We start from the raw sequence: 16992 nt of genomic DNA on the forward strand, positions 1-16992 counted from the left end.
GTTTTTCAAGACCTAATTATTCCATCCGTATCAAGTGGTGCTCAACTTTTATAATATAGGCTTTAACAATGCATGGCTAACTTAAGAATGACACATGCTTTTTTTAATCTTATTACTTTAACTTATTCTATATTTTAGCCGTCTCGTATACTAAATTTTCTCAATAATAAGCATGTTTTCTAAGAAAATTGTCGTGCACGATCTATCGGACAAATAGTTAACCAATAAATTTTACCCGTACTTAAATCCTTTAAACAAAGCAGAAAGTGATTCAGCTAAAGTTACGATAATTATTATAATCGTTGTAAATACTATCATTCTCTCAAAAGATATTGCCATGTACTGTTCGAATCTCTGTATGAAACCAGCATTCCATATATTCATACTATTAATGATATAAATAAATAATGCTGCAGATACTATGTTTAAAGCTGTAATGATTACTGCTATTATATTCGTCCATCTGCCTTTAATTATCTTAATTAGTTCTATTGTTATGTTAATGATAAATATCAAAAAAATATAAGCTCTAACTGGATAGATTCCCTGCATATTAAAAAGTGGAATAAAACTAAAATCACTGCCTGTTCGGTAATAAATACCAATTTTATCATAAAAAAAGAAAAATAATATAAGAAAAATTGTACTGAAAATAATAGAAAAGATGGAGCCTACTCTGGATATCCGTGCCTTTTCTGCTGGTAATGCGGGTAGTTTAGAAGGAATCCACTCCTCATGTTTTACACCGGGTTCAAGGGATATTTCATTGTACTCCAGTAATGCGAAAATTCCGGTTACCCAAACCACTCCTTGTAAAACTGCAGAAAATAAGGAGATTATATATCCGCCAAACACTTCAGACGTGCTCTCAGTGGAAAACACGGCTCCCAATCCTGAAACGACTGATATCCCAACAACAATAGCTATAACGACAAGTTTCAAAACAAAGAGATATTTATAGTAATACTTGGGTCCTATCAGATATCTTTCTCTTCCTCTAAAGCGGTTGGCCAATTCTCTTGGATCTCCAAGGTCCCGCAATACTTTTTCGATTTTTTCCTCTTCAGAAAGAGACTTATCTGTTTTCTCTAGTCGATAATCGATCAATACCCTTAGCTCTTCAGTAACTTTTTTTCTTGATTTTTCCGGCAGTTCTCTAGTCACTGCATAAATATATCTGTCAATCATTCTTTTCCCTCCCCTCCCCATCTATTGAATAATACACTGTTCATTTCAATCAACCCTATAAAAATATTGGTTGATCTCAGTAAGAAATAATTATACTATCATTGAGAAAAGCGCAATAATAGTTCCTCTGTGAATTTATCATTTTCATTGATCCAAGGATTATGACCCGAATTCTCAAACCAGATGATCTCTTTTTTCGGAGCATCAAGTACATTCATGTATTCCTCAACCAAAGATGTAGGCGCATTAATATCATGGCGTCCTAAAAAAAAGTAAACTGGGACATCAATATTTACGTAATCCTCTCTTAAATCAATTGTATATAATTGCTGGTACACGTGATTAAAGGTGTTAATAACCCCACGAAAATAGTTGATTTTATCAATCAAGCCATATTCAGGAGAACCAATATCCCGAATAGTGTTATACCCTGTATCATCTATTTCAGGGTTGTTTGTCATATAATCACTAAGGTAGTTAAGATAGACCGCACTTTTCCATGTAACGTCCTTTCCGTAATAAGGTGGGGGACCATTTTCCTTCAATTTTTCTATAATTTCATTATCATTTTTTCCCTCTGCAATTTCCAAAGCTATTCTATAATCTATTCGCTCAGTTTCAGCAAAATCGATCATTTGTCCTGTTCCAATAAATGCGTGGTAGGCTTCTGGATTTCGGTCAATCAGAAAAATCCCTAACGCACTTCCCCAGGATTCACCGACTAGATAGATTTTGTCCTGTTCAAAACGCTCACTTAAATATTTGGTTAATGCATACCCATCCCGAATATAAGTATCATCCGTAATATGCTCAATAGGTTCAGCATCATAGGATTTTCCGGAACCCGGTTGATCCCAATTCACGACGACAAAATGCTTTTCTAAAGCTGATAACTCATGGCGTACAGCCGCCATCTGTGTTCCTCCTGGACCTCCTGCCAGAAAGAGTAAAACAGGTTTATTCTTATCCCATCCTCGTAGACTGATCCATTGTTTTCTGCCATTTAGTTCAATCTCAACAAGTTCTGAAATGCTATCTTCAGTAGGGGTTCCGTTTTCGTCTTGAATACCAGGAGTGTAGGCAGTAATTTGAGAAAAAACAATCAATCCTAAATTCAAAATCATTACTGCGACAAAAAATATCATAACCTTTTTTATGCGTTTGATCTGTTCTGGATTTTCTTTTTGTCTAAGACTAGCACCCAAATGGAAAAGTATCAGGCCTATACTGATTACCAAAGTGACGCCAGCCAAAACGGTTAAAATTAAAAAAGAAATCAGTTGGAACATACTAAAGCCCTCCCACATTAATATTCTCGTTTTTCGAATAATCTGTGTCTCTAACTTATTTGTTCATTTCAGTAAAACAACGAATTTTATAATTATATTTAACGATTTGAATCATTCATTACATAAGCTCAACAACTTTTCATCGATGAAACTAACATTCTTAATAATCACGCGTTTCAAAAATAAAAATATACCTGTACTTCTTAATACGGTTAAATAAAACACTTAGTTTTGAAACATAAATTCATCAACCTCTTTAAATTCCTGAATTGTTTCTCTCTTCCTCATTCAGCACTATTTGCCGTCCAACAAAAGCAAAAACGATTAAAAAGAAGCCTGTAAGCCATCCTCCAAGACTGAATAGGAGTGGGCCATAAAAAACAAGGCTTGTTCCACTAAAGATAAGTAGAGCCGCTAGAATACCAAACATTTTCATCCCATAGAGAGTGATGAACGGCAAATAATGTGCCCCAACAATTATCATAGCGGCAGGGAAAAACCACATTTGTCTCTCTAGGATAATAGCTCCTACCAACAAAAAATTTATTGGTACAGTGAAAGCTATCTGCGAGCCAAGTGCCCACAGTCCATTTTGTTCGCTAACTTTCGCATGTCTTCCCATTATGCGTAAAATCAATTGTGTAAGCGGGAATATAGTCACTGACCCAAAGAAAAGAACGATCATTCCATATGCTGGCGAAATAAAAACACTGATTACTGATGCCGTTAACCAAATAAGACCGGATACCAACTGCCCTGCAAATCCTCCTAAAAAAGCAGTTCTCATTTCAAATTGCGCATCTGCTAAAGTCATACTTTCCTTATTCATCATCTGGAATCCTCTCTATCAGTGATTATCAAATACAAATAACATGCAAAATCATCGTATACCTTTTCGGAAATTTGTGTTTTCAATTGTATTATATATATCTTCTCAGGATACTGAAATTTTTAATCAATCAATTATTATGTACACTATCTATAATATAACTCTTACACTAATCTTAATAAACTATTATCCTCTATAACTAACTGTATTAAAAAAAAAAAAAGCAGATCTCTTTAAAAGACCTGCTTCTCAATTTCATTCTCATACTATGCATTTAACTGTTTAAGGTATTCCCTTCAACCGGTATAGGCTGTGCATCGAGCATTTCTGCAAAATGAACTAAATTGTATCCCATGGTTTTTGCATTATTCATTGTGAAATCATTCTTTGTAGCTTCTGCTTCAATAAAGGAAGGTCCTGGACCTGCCTCACCAACCCAATACGCATCGACATTAGGTGGTATGGTAAAACCTATGTGTGAGAGTCCGTAAATAATAGAGCTCGAAGCTTTTTTGCCCCCATCTTCATTTCCGGTTACAACAGCACCACCGACCTTATTGTAATAGATTGCCTGTCCTTTTTCATTCGTTAAACTGCTGCCACCATAAAGTCTTTCTATGGCTTTTGTCGCTAAACTGCTTTTTTCCCCAAGCCATATCGGAGTGCCGATAATGAGAATGTTAGCTTCTTTTACAGCTTCAAATATTTCAGGCCAGTCATCACCTTCACCTAGATCGTCTGAAATACCAACAGGAATATTATAATCTGCTAGTCTGAATATTTTCGTCTCTACTTTTTTCTTGTCAAAAATCTTTATCACTTCATCAATTAGGGCACGAGTATTGGATGTTTGCCCGCTTCCTTTCAAACTGCAATTCAAAACAACTGCTTTTAAAGACATACTACTCCTCCTCGTTTTATCGGTATATAGTTGGTATATAGTTGGTATATAGTTGGTATTACTATGATATTTTAAATTCTTCATTATATAAAATTTATCATAATTATACATATAATACTCGTTAGAAGCCTTTTCTAAATCATAGTGTCATCTATAGTTTTACTTGTTTTTCCCATCTATATCTTCAGCCTTTTCCTGTGGGTACACGAGCCTCCATCTGACTACGGCATTCATCAAGGAGTGCCATCACTTCTATAGTACTCTTGGCAGAGATCTTCTCTTCTTCTTTCCTTCCGGCACAGATCTCCGCTACTACGATGGAATATCATATGCCAAATAGAAGTTCCTGCATGTCGAATATTTCTTCTTTTCATTTGTCAGATAGTAAATTAAGCTAGACAGTTTCCAGTCTGGTGCATGTTCCAAAAATAATTTTATTGGTGTTCTGTAGTTAAAAGACTTTCTAGGAATTTTGTTTTTTAAAATTTCAACGAAGTGTTCAGCGTTTTCTGTTATGGGAATTTACATTTTAGCCTGAAAGTCTGGGTACTGAAATTTTTTTCCCGCATCATCCATTTCATGCATATCCCCTCTCAGTGTATTTTTTCTGGAATACCTAAAAGTTCATAGTAATTTCTGACTGCATATGCGCAGAGATATAAGAGGACATTGTCAAGCATGGAAGGTGTGGTAAGTCTTGGGTCATTGGGATATTTCATCAATTGGACGACAAATGCACCGTCAACCAACTGTATGTCTCCGATGATGCAAATCTCATCCATTCTTTACTACAATACAGTCTGATTGTTCCGGCACGCATTGCTCTAAGACATAGGCAGTTCATCTTATCCCTTTACAAATTCTTCAACTTTTCACTTTATTCTTTTCCAGAAAGCTACGATTTGATTATCTTTTGTCTGCATCAATTATTTTGCTGTGGAGTGAGCAATGCCCCGGCACCCAAAGTAAGCCCATCTAAATATAGCCATGAGTTTATTTGGATGGGCTTTATTTATTACTTATGACTCTTATTAATTCTGTCATAAATATAAATTTAATTTGTTCTAATAAAAGTGATTTATGTTAGTATTACAATTATTATCAGTTCTTATACCCATTTCCAAAGCAAATATAATTCATTTTTTGAAAACGGTCATGATTCACATAAGTATAATACTGAGACGTACAAAGATAACTAAAATCTTTTAACAATAGCTAGATTAGAGATTTTTTCTATCATTCTTTTATATTTTACCGAGTAAATCTGCTTTAAATAGCAGAATTTATTCTTAAAGGTAATCTTATAATATAAACGAAAGCAGACCCTAAAACACTCTCTTATGAAAGTTTTTTTGGGGCCTGCTTTTTATTTATTTTTTTTTAATTAGACGACGAAGAACTTAGATTAAATTTTGAACCTCTCTACAATACTTTGTAGTTTTTGCGCTAATTCTGATAACCCTATAGAATATTTCAGACCAGTTTTGTTCGCCGGACACGGCTCTCTTGAAGTAGTCTCTTTGAGATAAATCCAAACCTCCCAATTTCGATTTATAATCGGTTGCCATTACAACGTTACCATTTGAATTAGTTATAAAAATATCTAGAAATCCATATTCACTGCTAGCAATATTAAAATATTGATCTATTTCATTATAAGCTTGCTGCCAATCAGAAGAATTTGAACCTTGTTCATCTAAAACCTTTAATCCCTAACGGACATCTGTTAAATTACTTAATACTATCCCATCTCCGACTCGTTCGTTATAATAACCATTGATTGAGTACAACTATTATTCACAATTTTTCTTATACTGTTTACTATTATATAATCGGCAAATTTCCTAACAATTAATACCTGATTTGATTATTTTGTGAACATTTTAACATAAAAAAGCTAACTTATAATAAGTTAGCTTTTTTATATGATTTTTTTGTTAATATTTTTTAGTAGGATTTTAAATAACAGATCAGTTTTTCTCTTTGCTTCTTTTTTAAAAATTATTATGCTATATTTAAATTGGTATATATTAAGTTACATTATTTTAAAAAATAGCTTGATGATTTCTTGCTTATTAATGGAAAAAACACTAAGTAGCTATCTGCTTTTTCAGGCACTCTAAAAAGTAAAAGATAGGATATATCCGGTGAGAAAACAAAGAAAAATACTGATATTTAAGACTTACTTATTTTAGGGAGGAAGACAAAATGAAAGCTGCAAAGATAGTTGCATGGATTGGTTTACTGGCAATGACAGCCGGTTTGGTTAATGGATTCGTCAATGGAGAGTTTCTTGTTGACGGTGGAGCGTTACTCGAAAATCCATGGGGAATCATGGCTTTGATCGATTTATACGTAGGATTTTCCCTATTTTCCATCTGGATTGTTTACCGGGAAAAAGCAATGTGGAAAATAATAATCTGGGTTGTCCCGTTGATGATATTTGGTTTTTTAATAGGCAGTATTTATGTTTTAAAGGCGCTGTACGAATCAAAAGGGGACTGGTCTGTTGTCTTTCATGGATTAAATAGGGGTGTAAATGATGGAGAAGGTTAGAGAATGGATAGAACAACTTTCACTTGTATTTGAGAAGAAAACAATCGACGCCCTTTTCCCCCCTTTTATATTTTTTCTATCTAATCAGTTGTTTTCTCTTGAATTTGCTAGTGGGATAACCCTTCTATATCTGCTTCTCCTCATCATCTATAGAATAGTCAAAAGACATACAAAAAAATATGTTTTTGTTGGTGTAGGCGGTGTACTTTTATCTATTGGATTTAGTTTCTTGTCAGGAGATGCAATCAATTATTATATTCCTGGTTTAATAACAACAGGACTGATTGCCATCTCCTGCGTAGTATCTCTAATTATTCACCGCCCGTTGGCAGCTTTGATAAGTCACTTAACTAGAGGGTGGCCAATCAACTGGTACCTGCGAGACGATATTCGTCCGGCTTATAGAAATGTCACGATTCTATGGGCTGTTTACTTTCTGCTTAAACTGCTCATACAAGGCTCTTTGTTTTTAAGTGGGGAATTTTCTCTTTACTTTTACGTCAATACTATTTTGGGTTGGCCAATGAACATACTCCTACTTATTCTTACTTATGTATTAGGCATCAAAGGTCTCAGAAAATTATCAGGCCCCAGTGTTGAAGAATTTTTGAACGAGGAAAAGCCCCCTTTTGAAGGCCAGAAGAAGGGATTTTAGCATAAGCTTCATTTGAAAAGCATCTGTCTCTTAAAGGGCATGTGCTTTTTTATTTATGAAGCTATTTATTGGTAAATTATCATTGAGTTAATTCTAAAACTCTCGACTTTTATCAAGGTCACAACCATGATCATCAACTGCAAATACGATGTACTCTTAATTTTAGTCTATTTTAAATACAGAACTCATTTTTCTTGCTTCTACTGGACGATCTCGATGTTTTTCTAACTATCAGTTATCGGGGGATTTTCATAATACTTTCGGGGGAAAGCATTGTAAACACCTAGACTTAGTAAAGAATTAACACAGCAATGTGTAAAATTTTATAAAAAAGAAAAGAACCAACAGCTTAACCGTCTGCATAAGCTGACGACCGCATTGATTCAAGACTATTATAATATCGTTTTTGAAGATTTGCATACCGTGAACCTGATGAAGAACCGCTATTTGGTAAGAAGTATTGCTGCCCGATCCTGGCGGGAAACCATTCGGATGTTAGCATTAATCTTTCTTGAACCTCGCAGATTTGTTCAGCTTAAGGACCTTCCCAGAAAATCGGTACTTTAGTGCCGATCTAGGTCACTAATGAGGATTATGGCCCGCTTTCACTATTTCGCTTGCTACTTTGATGGCCTCTTTAGTTGTATTAAAAAAACGATCTTTTCCAGTTTTTTCAACAAACCCACTTCTTTCTAAAACTTGCATGGGTTGAGTATTAGTTTCAGAATACAAAATAAGAATATTTTGAGCTTTGCATCTTTTTTCTAACTGCTTTACGGCATTCAAAGCTGTTGCATCCATACTGTCAACATTCTTCATTCTTAATATCATTACATCTGTTGTACTCTTCATCTCATTAAGCATGTCTAAGAATGTGTTAACCACCCCATAAAATAGAGGACCATTTACTTCATATATTGCAATTTTACTGTCTAAATGATCCATTAATGATTCATCCAACATATCGGAGTCATCTTCTTCTTCATTCACAAAAATTCCAAGCTCATGGCTTACATTCTCTATCAGTTTATTTTCTGACATTCTTCTTACAAATAAAAACATTGCAATAATCATCCCAACTTCTATTGCGATAACTAAGTCGAATAGCACAGTTAAAACAAAAGTAACTAACAACACAGCAACATCGCTTTTAGTTGAATTGAAAATACCTTTGAATGATCTCCATTCGCTCATATTATATGCAACAATAACCAATATCGCTGACAATGTAGCCATTGGAATTAATTTTGCTAATGGCATAAAAACCAACATGATCAATAACAATGTTAATGCATGAACAATTCCTGCGACCGGTGTTCGTCCACCGTTTTTCACATTTGCTGCCGTACGTGCTATCGCCCCAGTCGCCGGGATGCCGCCAAACAATGCCGATGCAATATTAGCTATACCCTGTGCAATAAGTTCCATATTTGAATTATGTTTCTTTCCAATCATTCCATCAGATACAACTGCAGATAACAATGATTCGATGCTTGCTAAGAAAGCAATTGTTATTGCGGGTCTGATTAATTGTTTAATTATGGGCACTGATATATTTATTGATGAAATGTCTATAAATTGAATAGAACTGGGTATGTCCCCAAATCTACTTCCAATAGTTTCCACTGGAACATTGAACACTTTGACAAAAATAGTAGCTAAAATTAACGCTATCAATGATCCTGGAATCTTTTTATTGATTTTTGGCCAAGCTATGATAATAAAAAGTGAAGTCAATCCAACTAACGTTGTTGCTAAATCCATTGTATTAAATTGATGGATATAAATTTCCCATTTTGCTATAAAATCTGATGGAACCTGATCGATCTCAAGTCCAAAAAAATCTTTGATTTGGGTAGATAATAATACGATCGCTATTCCGCTTGTAAATCCGGTTGTAGTTGGATAGGGTATATACTTAATGACACTACCCAGCTTCATTACTCCCATAATGATCATAAAGATACCAGCTAAAACTGTTGAAATCAGCAAACCATCTAAACCATACTGTGCAATGATTCCAAATATAATAACGACAAAAGCTCCAGTTGGTCCGCCGATTTGAACTCGACTTCCTCCTAATAAAGAAATTAAAAAACCACCAACAATAGCCGTTATGAGTCCTTTTTCAGGTGTGACCCCTGAAGCAATTGCTAATGCAACTGACAAAGGCAGTGCTATGATAGCAACAATTACTCCTGCGACTATATCATCTTTAAGTTGTTTTAAAGGTAATTCTTTTTTCCTGTTCTTTATGATTGAAAAAAACTTTGGCTTTAACATTTCATTCTTCTTTCTTTAACATTTTCTCAAATATTTGCCACTCCTGATCATAGTAGCTTTCTATATTCAGATTTGAATAAATAATTTCACTCGATAATAATCCATGAATAACAGACAAGAACATAACAGTTAATATATCGTCATATTGTTTTTTATCGTTATTTGGAGGTGAACTGCTGCTTATAAGCTGTTTCACTTTTTTATAGCGTTGCTCTGATAAATTTATTATTTTTTGACTTATTTCACTATCCATCGTATCAGGTGGAAATAAAAGTAATCTTTTCCAAAACAAAAGTTTTTTTCGTGAACTGTTGTAATAGTTTAAAACCCCAAAAAACAATTCTTTCAGACTCTTTGATTGAGTTTCCACAACGGCAAGGTATTCATCGATCTCTTTGTTAAACAATTGATATAACAGCTCTTCTTTGCTTGGAAAATGTGCATAAATAGAGGCTTTTTTTATCCCTACTATATTAGCAACTTCATTCAAAGAAAACTCCATACCTTTTTCAGCAAATAATCCATACGTCGCATCTATTATCTTTTTTTTCGTTTCCAAAATCATTACGCTCCTTCCCTACCTTCCGTTTGGTAGGCAATTAGTATTTTACACAGCTTTGAGTAAAATGTCAATTCAATTTTTTCTTAATAGCCAAATCTCGAATTGTTATGTCTAAATATATAATTAGAAGGCTCTCGGGATAATATGCTTTCCGATAATCTCATTCATTTTATGGGAGCGTCATCTAAGAACCCCCTTGATTCATCGAGGCCTACGAAAATCCCACGAGAAAAGAGTAGGTGCAAGACCGTTGTAAACGGTGTTACACCTACTCTTTTTGGTTGATTCACTTATTACATTTTTTGCAGATTTCTCTTATCACTTTTTCTTCTTTGATCGACTTCCTATTGCTCTAACCCTATAGATCTAATTCTTGAACCTTGCAAAAAACCAGACTTAATTGAGTTAAATCTATTTCAATTCTTACAGCCATATCAATTAAAAAAGAACCTTACAAGGCTTGATTTTTTCAAGCCGCTTATCTTCCTGAAATTAATCTGTGCTAACTAGACCATCCGGCATGAGACTATACTGATTTTTATAAAACTGGATTGCTGAAATCCCAATCAAAAGCACTATCCCTATTAATGCAACATTTTGCAATAAGTTATATTGTCCTTGAAAGCCTTCCGGTGCTAATAAATAATTATAGATTCCGAAGTATGCCCATGCTATAGGAATTGGGAATATTGCGTTTTCAGTACTCAATAAGACCATCAAAGTCAATCCCACTGCAACTAAAAGAATAATGGAACTCCAAGTCTCAGGAGCTACTCCGAATCTATCCCATTCAATTTTAACAAGCCAAGCAGCTATATTCACAACAGTCGCTATAAAAAGCCACCCCGAATACAAGCCAAATGTAATGGGTAGCAACCAGCGTCTTTTCGTCTGGATTTTTCCAACTTTTTTTACAATTAAAACCATGACAATCAGAAAAGCAAAAATGAATAATGTCGATAAACCAATTAAGTTATAAGAAAAGCTTATTATCCAAAAAATATTCAAAACACATGAGGCCCAAAAAAGATAACTGATTTCATCGATAGCACGCCCAAAGTATGCTTCTTTATTTTTGAAGATCATAACGACTATAGAAATAATCAAAAATGTGTAGATAACACTCCAAATGCTAAAGGTAGAGGGTGCTGGTGTGATTAAAGTTGGGTACATATCTGATACTTCTTTTTGCGAGAGTCCATTGATCCAACCAAAAGCACCCATAGCATTGACGATTAATGTGATGACTAATAAAATTGCACTGATATATGCTTTTGTTTTACGTTTCATTTTTATGCTCCTTCGTATTATAAGTTTATAGTTAACAATTGAAGTTCCACATCACGTAAAGCTCTCGAGCTCAATTTGAAAAACACATGGTAATTAAAGATAAAGGTCTAAAATCGTCTAAAGCCTTAGATTTTTCTAGCATAAGAAACGATCGCTTCAATGTGCTTTTTATCAACATAATTAGTCGGATGATAATAGCTCTCAAGGATCGCTTCTTCGTCTTTCGTTTTATTCTTCTTCATCTCCACGATTTTTATAAATACGTTCAGCATCATTTTAATGATACCTTTCACCTTAGAAAAATCGACACCCTCAGGCAAATAAAAGAATGTGTGAAATGCTAATTGATCTTTATTGAAGTTGTTGTTTTTGATGTCAGCGATATCTTTATCAACATTGTTGTTGCCGGCACAGGCAAAAATAATGATAGGTTTATCTTTGAACCATTCAAGAACTTTTTTAATTTTGTTCATCTTGGTTATTGCTGGTATGGCATCGTTTGTAAAAGCCCAGCCAGTTATCCCACCTTTACTTATAATTTTTTAAGTATTGTTATTTTCTTTATCTTGACCTCAATATTTGGCACTCCACCTATTTCGACCTGATAGTGTTTATAAATTATAACTAATGTCGATTTACCAATCAATTATTTCTCTTAAAAGCTTAAAGTTAAATCACAGATGACTGATTCTCTTAACCTTAGTATTTGGTTACTTAGTCTTCTCCCCATCTATATCTGCAGCCTTTTCTTGTGGATATACGAGCCCCATCTGTCGGCGGCATTCATCCAATAGTGCCATCACTTCTACTGTACTTTTGGCAGGAATCATTTCTCCTTCTTTTTTTTCGGCGCGAATCTCAGCTGCTACATTGGAAAATTGTGTGCCATATAAAAGTCCCTCCATCTCGAATACTTCTTCTTTTCTATCAGTTCTCAACGTTGCCTGCTTTGCTGAATTAAACTTTGGAACAGAAATAGAGCCCTTTGTTCCTTTTATTTCAAAGAAGTTTCCAGCATCTTCTGTCATGGAAATATTCATTTTAGCCTCAAAGCCTGGGTACTGAAATTCGATTTTTTCCGCGTAATCCACCTCGTGCATATCGCCTTCGCACTGAATCTGCTCTGGCATACCAAAAAGCTCGTAGCAATATCTGACTGCATAGACGCCAAGATCTAAGAGTGCACCGCCAAGCATAGAGGGGGTTGTAAGTCGCGGGTTATCGGAATGCTTGAGCAATGGGACAGCAAATGCACAGTCAACCGACTCTATATCTCCGATGACACCAGACTTTACCCACTCTTTTACCTGTAAGGCTGTCTCATTGTGCCATGTCCACATTGCTTCTGAGACATACACATCTTTTTCTGCAGCGTAATCAAATACTTCCTTTGCCACTTTTTCATTGACAGCAAATGGCTTCTCACAAAGTACCGGTTTCTTGTTCTTAATAGATAGCTTTGTATATTCGGCATGCTTATCTCCGTTCACATTGACATATACACCCTCTACACCTGCAGCGTTGATTGCCTCTTCTGCAGTATCAAAGACTGTTCCACCAAATTCCTTTGCAAATTTTTCAGCCTTTGATTTTGTTCTGTTCCAGACAGCCACGATTTGATTATCATCTGTCTTCACCAGTTCGTTTGCTGTTGTGTAGGCAATACTTCCACAACCAATGTAAGCCCATCCAAATTTATCCATAAGTACATTCCTCCGTTTTTCATTATCATTCTTGGCACGTCCTAATTCTATTATAGATAGTGATTAATAGAAAGATATATCAATTACTGATAATGAGATTTTTTTATAACTATACAAGATACTACTTTTCTGTAAATTCAAAAAGGGGGCATCCTGATTACGTCCTTGTGAATAAAAAAAATCTGAGAGCTTATACGCTGCACAAACTTTTATCGAAGTTGGATTACAATAAGAACTCATATATTATATTTACTCACTGTTCAATAAATTTTTATAACTTTTTCATTCTTCCAGTTCGACTGAGCCATCCTTCCAGTAAAACACCATATACGATCCCAGCCACAAAACTGATAGGATCTTGAAATCCAGTAGTACTATAGAATGCAAAGGAAACTAAAAGACCTAGCAAAGCTCCACGAAGTAATGCTTTATTTCTAACTGTCTCGCCCCATGGAGCACCCACGACCAGGCCAATGATGACCCGGTTATACCAAAGTGAAAACACAAAAATAGGAGAGGCTGAAAAACCAGACCGGACGTATGCTCCTACTACACAAATAATTCCTAACAAAGCTCCTCCAATAAGAGCTACTTTCATTCTATCCTTCATCTCTCTACTCCTTCTAAACCGATTATGGTCCATGCTTTTATATTTTATTATGCCATTATTTTTGAGTTTTAATCTACACTTCTAGTATAATACGCATAACTTTGATTGTATAATTGAATCGGTTACTTTTTGAAATAAAGCCATTTCACTAATAGATATATAAAACTCGTATCGTTGAATTAATTAATTCATTTGAAATATTTTGTTCTATAGTAGTACATTAATATCTAGATGTGTTAAAATATTAACACCAAGGAGGCGCTTTCATTATGAAAAATAAAAAAAATCTACCACTATTAGTTTATTTCATAATCTCACTATTCTTTATGGAGTTTATCCTGAGACTAAACGTAGTGGAAAATGCCAGTTTTGTTTCTATAGGTCTTTTAATTTCCTTTATATTTTCAATGACTTTAGCTATTGTTATTTTTTTACTTTCCAGCTTGTTTCAGAATAGAACTAATCATATTATGTCTGTTGTACTTTTAATCATAACGGGCTTAGTCTTCTCTACGCAATTTATTTATGATCAGTTCTTCAGAACGTTTTACAGTTTTTATTCAGCGGGAAATGCTTCTCAGATATTTGAATTTAGACAGGACATATGGACTATCATTTCAAATAATTATTATTGGCTACTTTTATTTTTTCTGCCAGCCTTTTTTATCATGTTTTGGGGCAAAAGAGTTTTCAGTTTCGACAGAATTAAAATGGGTTATAGAGGACTATTGGTTTGTTTAATCATAATCTTTCATATCACAGGTCTGACTACAATTTGGGTTAATGGAAAAGATCAGAATTCAGCCTATGATTTATATTTCCAAACAAGGGACCCCGTTCTTTCCGTTGACAGGCTTGGCATGGTCACTACTATGCGGTTAGATTTCCAAAGATTGGCTACGGGGTGGTCCCCTACCCAGACTGCTCCTGATATGCCTACCTTTGATCCAGAGCCTATAGATGAGCCGGAAAAAGAAAATGATGAAGAAGAGGTCACAACGGACAAAGATGAAAAAGAGAGCGTCGAGAAGGAAATAGAATATAATACATCAAATATCGATTTCGAAGAAATGCTTTCGGCTGAAGATGATGATAGTCTCAAGCAGATGCATAATTACTTTGCAAGCGTGGAAGCTACAGCGAAAAATGAATTCACTGGGAAATATGAAGGTTATAACCTCATACTTCTAACTGCTGAAGGTTTTTCCCCTTACGCTGTACATGAGGAAGTAACGCCAACTCTCTTTAAAATGGTTAATGAAGGATATAATTTCACCGATTTTTATGTGCCTCTTTGGGATGTAAGTACCTCTGATGGTGAATATGTATCATTGACTAGTCTCGTTCCTAAAAGCGGAATCTGGAGTTTTTCTGCATCGGCCAATATAGATCTTCCCTTTGTTATGGGGAATCAATTAAAAGACCTCGGCTATAAAACAGTCGCCTATCATAACCATACGTATACTTACTATAATAGAGATGCTTCCCATCCTAATATGGGCTATGATTATAAGGGCGTCGGAAATGGCCTTGACATGAGTGGAGGGTGGCCTGCATCTGATCTGGAAATGATGCAAGAAACAATTCCAGAATATATAGCTGATGAACCCTTCCATGCTTATTACATGACGGTCAGTGGCCATATGCAGTATTCCTTTGCGGGAAATAATATTGCTTATAAAAATAAAGAGTATGTCGCGGATTTACCCTATTCAGAGCAGGCCAAAGCCTACTTGGCCACTCAAATCGAACTTGATAAAGCCTTAGAGAATATGCTGGATCAGCTGGAAGAAGCGGATATCGCTGATAAGACGTTGATTGTCTTAGCCACAGATCATTACCCTTATGGACTTGATAATTCAACCATAGACGAGCTTGCTGGACATGAAGTGGACAGAGCTTTTGAGCTCTATAAAAGTCCCTTGATCATCTATACAAAGGGTATGGACCCAGTTACTATAGATAAACCAAGTTCAAATCTCGATATTGTCCCTACACTCTCCAACTTACTCGGACTAGACTTTGATTCCAGACTCTTTATGGGATCTGATATCTTTTCTGACTCTAGTCCCCTCGTCATGTTTAGAAATAAAAGCTTTATTACGGACAAAGGTAAGTATAATTCAGCAACTAATGAATTTATACCAACCGAAGGGGATAGCAACGATGATTTCTATGATTATATCGATGCCATTTCTCTTATTGTAGACAATAAATTTTATTATTCCGTCAAGATACTGGAAACAGATTACTACAAAGAATTCGACTGATTCAGCGTTAAATATCAGATCCTCGTCGAAATCATCCCCGTTTCATAAAAAAACCAGCATGGAATTTATTTTCATACTGGTTTTTTTATTTATTCACTTAAATCACATTATTCCTTTTTCACTTCCTCGAAAAGAGCTAGTTTATTTGATATAACTTGTTTATCAAATCTCAAAATCATCCAATCATTTTTACTACTAAAACATCATTATTCTATTTTATCATGTACCTATTATTGATCTTGCTTGGTAGAGTTGTCATTATAATTTCTGTTTAATATTGAAAATATAAATGAGTCATTTACGCTTAATTTAAAACTCTCAACCACCTATTGCGCGCAGTTATCAAATTCCTGCTTTCAGCATTTCCGCTCTGATTTTTTCAATTCTCACTTCCAACTCTGAACCATCAAACTTGGGAAGATGCACTTCACTGACAAGCTTACCATCGATCATGAACAAGACACGCTCGCTTTGTGCCGCCACCATAGCATCGTGGGTAACAAACATTATGGTGATCCCTTCCCGATTAAGTTCTGAGAAGATCTCCATTATTTCCTGTGACGTTTTTGAGTTAAGTGCCCCGGTCGGTTCATCTCCGAAAATAATTTCCGGGCTGTTGATCAGCGCGCGGCAGATCCCTGCGCGTTGAAGCTGACCACCGGAAACCTGGGTAATGTCACGTTCATCCAGTTCGCCGATCCCCACTTTCCCCATCAGCGTTTTGGCTTTATCTGATACTTTTGATGCCTTCTTTCTATTATCACGCATTGAAGGTAGGACAATATTATCTAAGATATTCAGGTTCTTTAACATGGTCGGCTGCTGAAAAACAAACCCCATCCTGTTTCTCCTGAGA

The 16992-nt window shown here is 35.2% G+C and carries 15 protein-coding genes; 3 read left to right on the forward strand and 12 right to left on the reverse strand.

Annotation, left to right across the window (positions count from 1 at the left end; genetic code table 11):
• Nucleotides 1–231: 231 nt before the first annotated feature.
• The 5 genes from R6U02_RS01450 to R6U02_RS01470 form a co-directional block, all read right to left on the reverse strand.
• On the reverse strand, nucleotides 232–1188 hold the full coding sequence (locus R6U02_RS01450) for a hypothetical protein (RefSeq protein WP_410261850.1): 957 nt from the start codon (nucleotides 1186–1188) through the stop codon (nucleotides 232–234).
• A 98-nt stretch (nucleotides 1189–1286) separates the two neighbouring features.
• The gene (locus R6U02_RS01455) at nucleotides 1287–2477 is read right to left on the reverse strand and encodes an alpha/beta fold hydrolase (RefSeq protein ID WP_410261851.1); all 1191 of its coding nucleotides are present in this window, start codon (nucleotides 2475–2477) and stop codon (nucleotides 1287–1289) included.
• A 256-nt stretch (nucleotides 2478–2733) separates the two neighbouring features.
• Nucleotides 2734–3309 (reverse strand): DUF7010 family protein, encoded by a 576-nt coding sequence (locus tag R6U02_RS01460; RefSeq protein WP_410261852.1) that lies wholly within the window; start codon nucleotides 3307–3309, stop codon nucleotides 2734–2736.
• A gap of 271 nt (nucleotides 3310–3580) precedes the next feature.
• Nucleotides 3581–4207: a flavodoxin family protein gene (locus R6U02_RS01465; protein WP_410261853.1), complete on the reverse strand. Its 627-nt coding sequence runs from the start codon at nucleotides 4205–4207 to the stop codon at nucleotides 3581–3583.
• 593 nt (nucleotides 4208–4800) lie between these two features.
• Nucleotides 4801–4989, reverse strand: coding sequence for a hypothetical protein (locus R6U02_RS01470; RefSeq protein ID WP_410261854.1), 189 nt, complete (start codon nucleotides 4987–4989; stop codon nucleotides 4801–4803).
• 1426 nt (nucleotides 4990–6415) lie between these two features.
• On the opposite strand from R6U02_RS01470, the gene R6U02_RS01475 reads away from it, so the two are divergent.
• Entirely contained in the window at nucleotides 6416–6763 is a 348-nt protein-coding gene (locus R6U02_RS01475) for a DUF1475 family protein (RefSeq protein WP_410261855.1), read from the forward strand.
• Nucleotides 6747–7418, forward strand: coding sequence for a DUF3159 domain-containing protein (locus R6U02_RS01480; protein ID WP_410261856.1), 672 nt, complete (start codon nucleotides 6747–6749; stop codon nucleotides 7416–7418). Before R6U02_RS01475 ends, R6U02_RS01480 begins: the two co-directional genes overlap by 17 nt.
• Before the next feature lie 582 nt (nucleotides 7419–8000).
• On the opposite strand, the gene R6U02_RS01485 is transcribed toward R6U02_RS01480, so the two are convergent.
• From R6U02_RS01485 to R6U02_RS01510, 6 genes are all read right to left on the reverse strand, one after another.
• Nucleotides 8001–9701, reverse strand: coding sequence for a SulP family inorganic anion transporter (locus R6U02_RS01485; RefSeq protein ID WP_410261857.1), 1701 nt, complete (start codon nucleotides 9699–9701; stop codon nucleotides 8001–8003).
• A 1-nt stretch (nucleotide 9702) separates the two neighbouring features.
• Complete coding sequence (locus R6U02_RS01490) at nucleotides 9703–10260, reverse strand: TetR/AcrR family transcriptional regulator (protein ID WP_410261858.1); 558 nt, start codon at nucleotides 10258–10260, stop codon at nucleotides 9703–9705.
• A 495-nt stretch (nucleotides 10261–10755) separates the two neighbouring features.
• Nucleotides 10756–11553, reverse strand: coding sequence for a TspO/MBR family protein (locus R6U02_RS01495; protein ID WP_410261859.1), 798 nt, complete (start codon nucleotides 11551–11553; stop codon nucleotides 10756–10758).
• A gap of 125 nt (nucleotides 11554–11678) precedes the next feature.
• A complete protein-coding gene (locus R6U02_RS01500) occupies nucleotides 11679–12026 on the reverse strand; it encodes a hypothetical protein (protein WP_410261860.1) in 348 nt (115 codons plus the stop codon).
• A 237-nt stretch (nucleotides 12027–12263) separates the two neighbouring features.
• The gene (locus R6U02_RS01505) at nucleotides 12264–13256 is read right to left on the reverse strand and encodes a Gfo/Idh/MocA family protein (protein ID WP_410261861.1); all 993 of its coding nucleotides are present in this window, start codon (nucleotides 13254–13256) and stop codon (nucleotides 12264–12266) included.
• A gap of 271 nt (nucleotides 13257–13527) precedes the next feature.
• The gene (locus R6U02_RS01510; protein WP_410261862.1) at nucleotides 13528–13866 is read right to left on the reverse strand and encodes a hypothetical protein; all 339 of its coding nucleotides are present in this window, start codon (nucleotides 13864–13866) and stop codon (nucleotides 13528–13530) included.
• A gap of 860 nt (nucleotides 13867–14726) precedes the next feature.
• Here R6U02_RS01510 and R6U02_RS01515 point away from each other — a divergent pair.
• Complete coding sequence (locus tag R6U02_RS01515; protein ID WP_410261863.1) at nucleotides 14727–16136, forward strand: LTA synthase family protein; 1410 nt, start codon at nucleotides 14727–14729, stop codon at nucleotides 16134–16136.
• Nucleotides 16137–16478: 342 nt separating this feature from the next.
• Here R6U02_RS01515 and R6U02_RS01520 read toward each other — a convergent pair.
• Nucleotides 16479–16992 (reverse strand): ABC transporter ATP-binding protein (locus R6U02_RS01520; RefSeq protein ID WP_410261864.1); only part of this gene is annotated, 514 nt, incomplete at its 5' end.

The sequence above is a fragment of the Alkalibacterium sp. genome, assembly GCF_046484155.1.
Taxonomy (GTDB): domain Bacteria; phylum Bacillota; class Bacilli; order Lactobacillales; family Carnobacteriaceae_A; genus Alkalibacterium.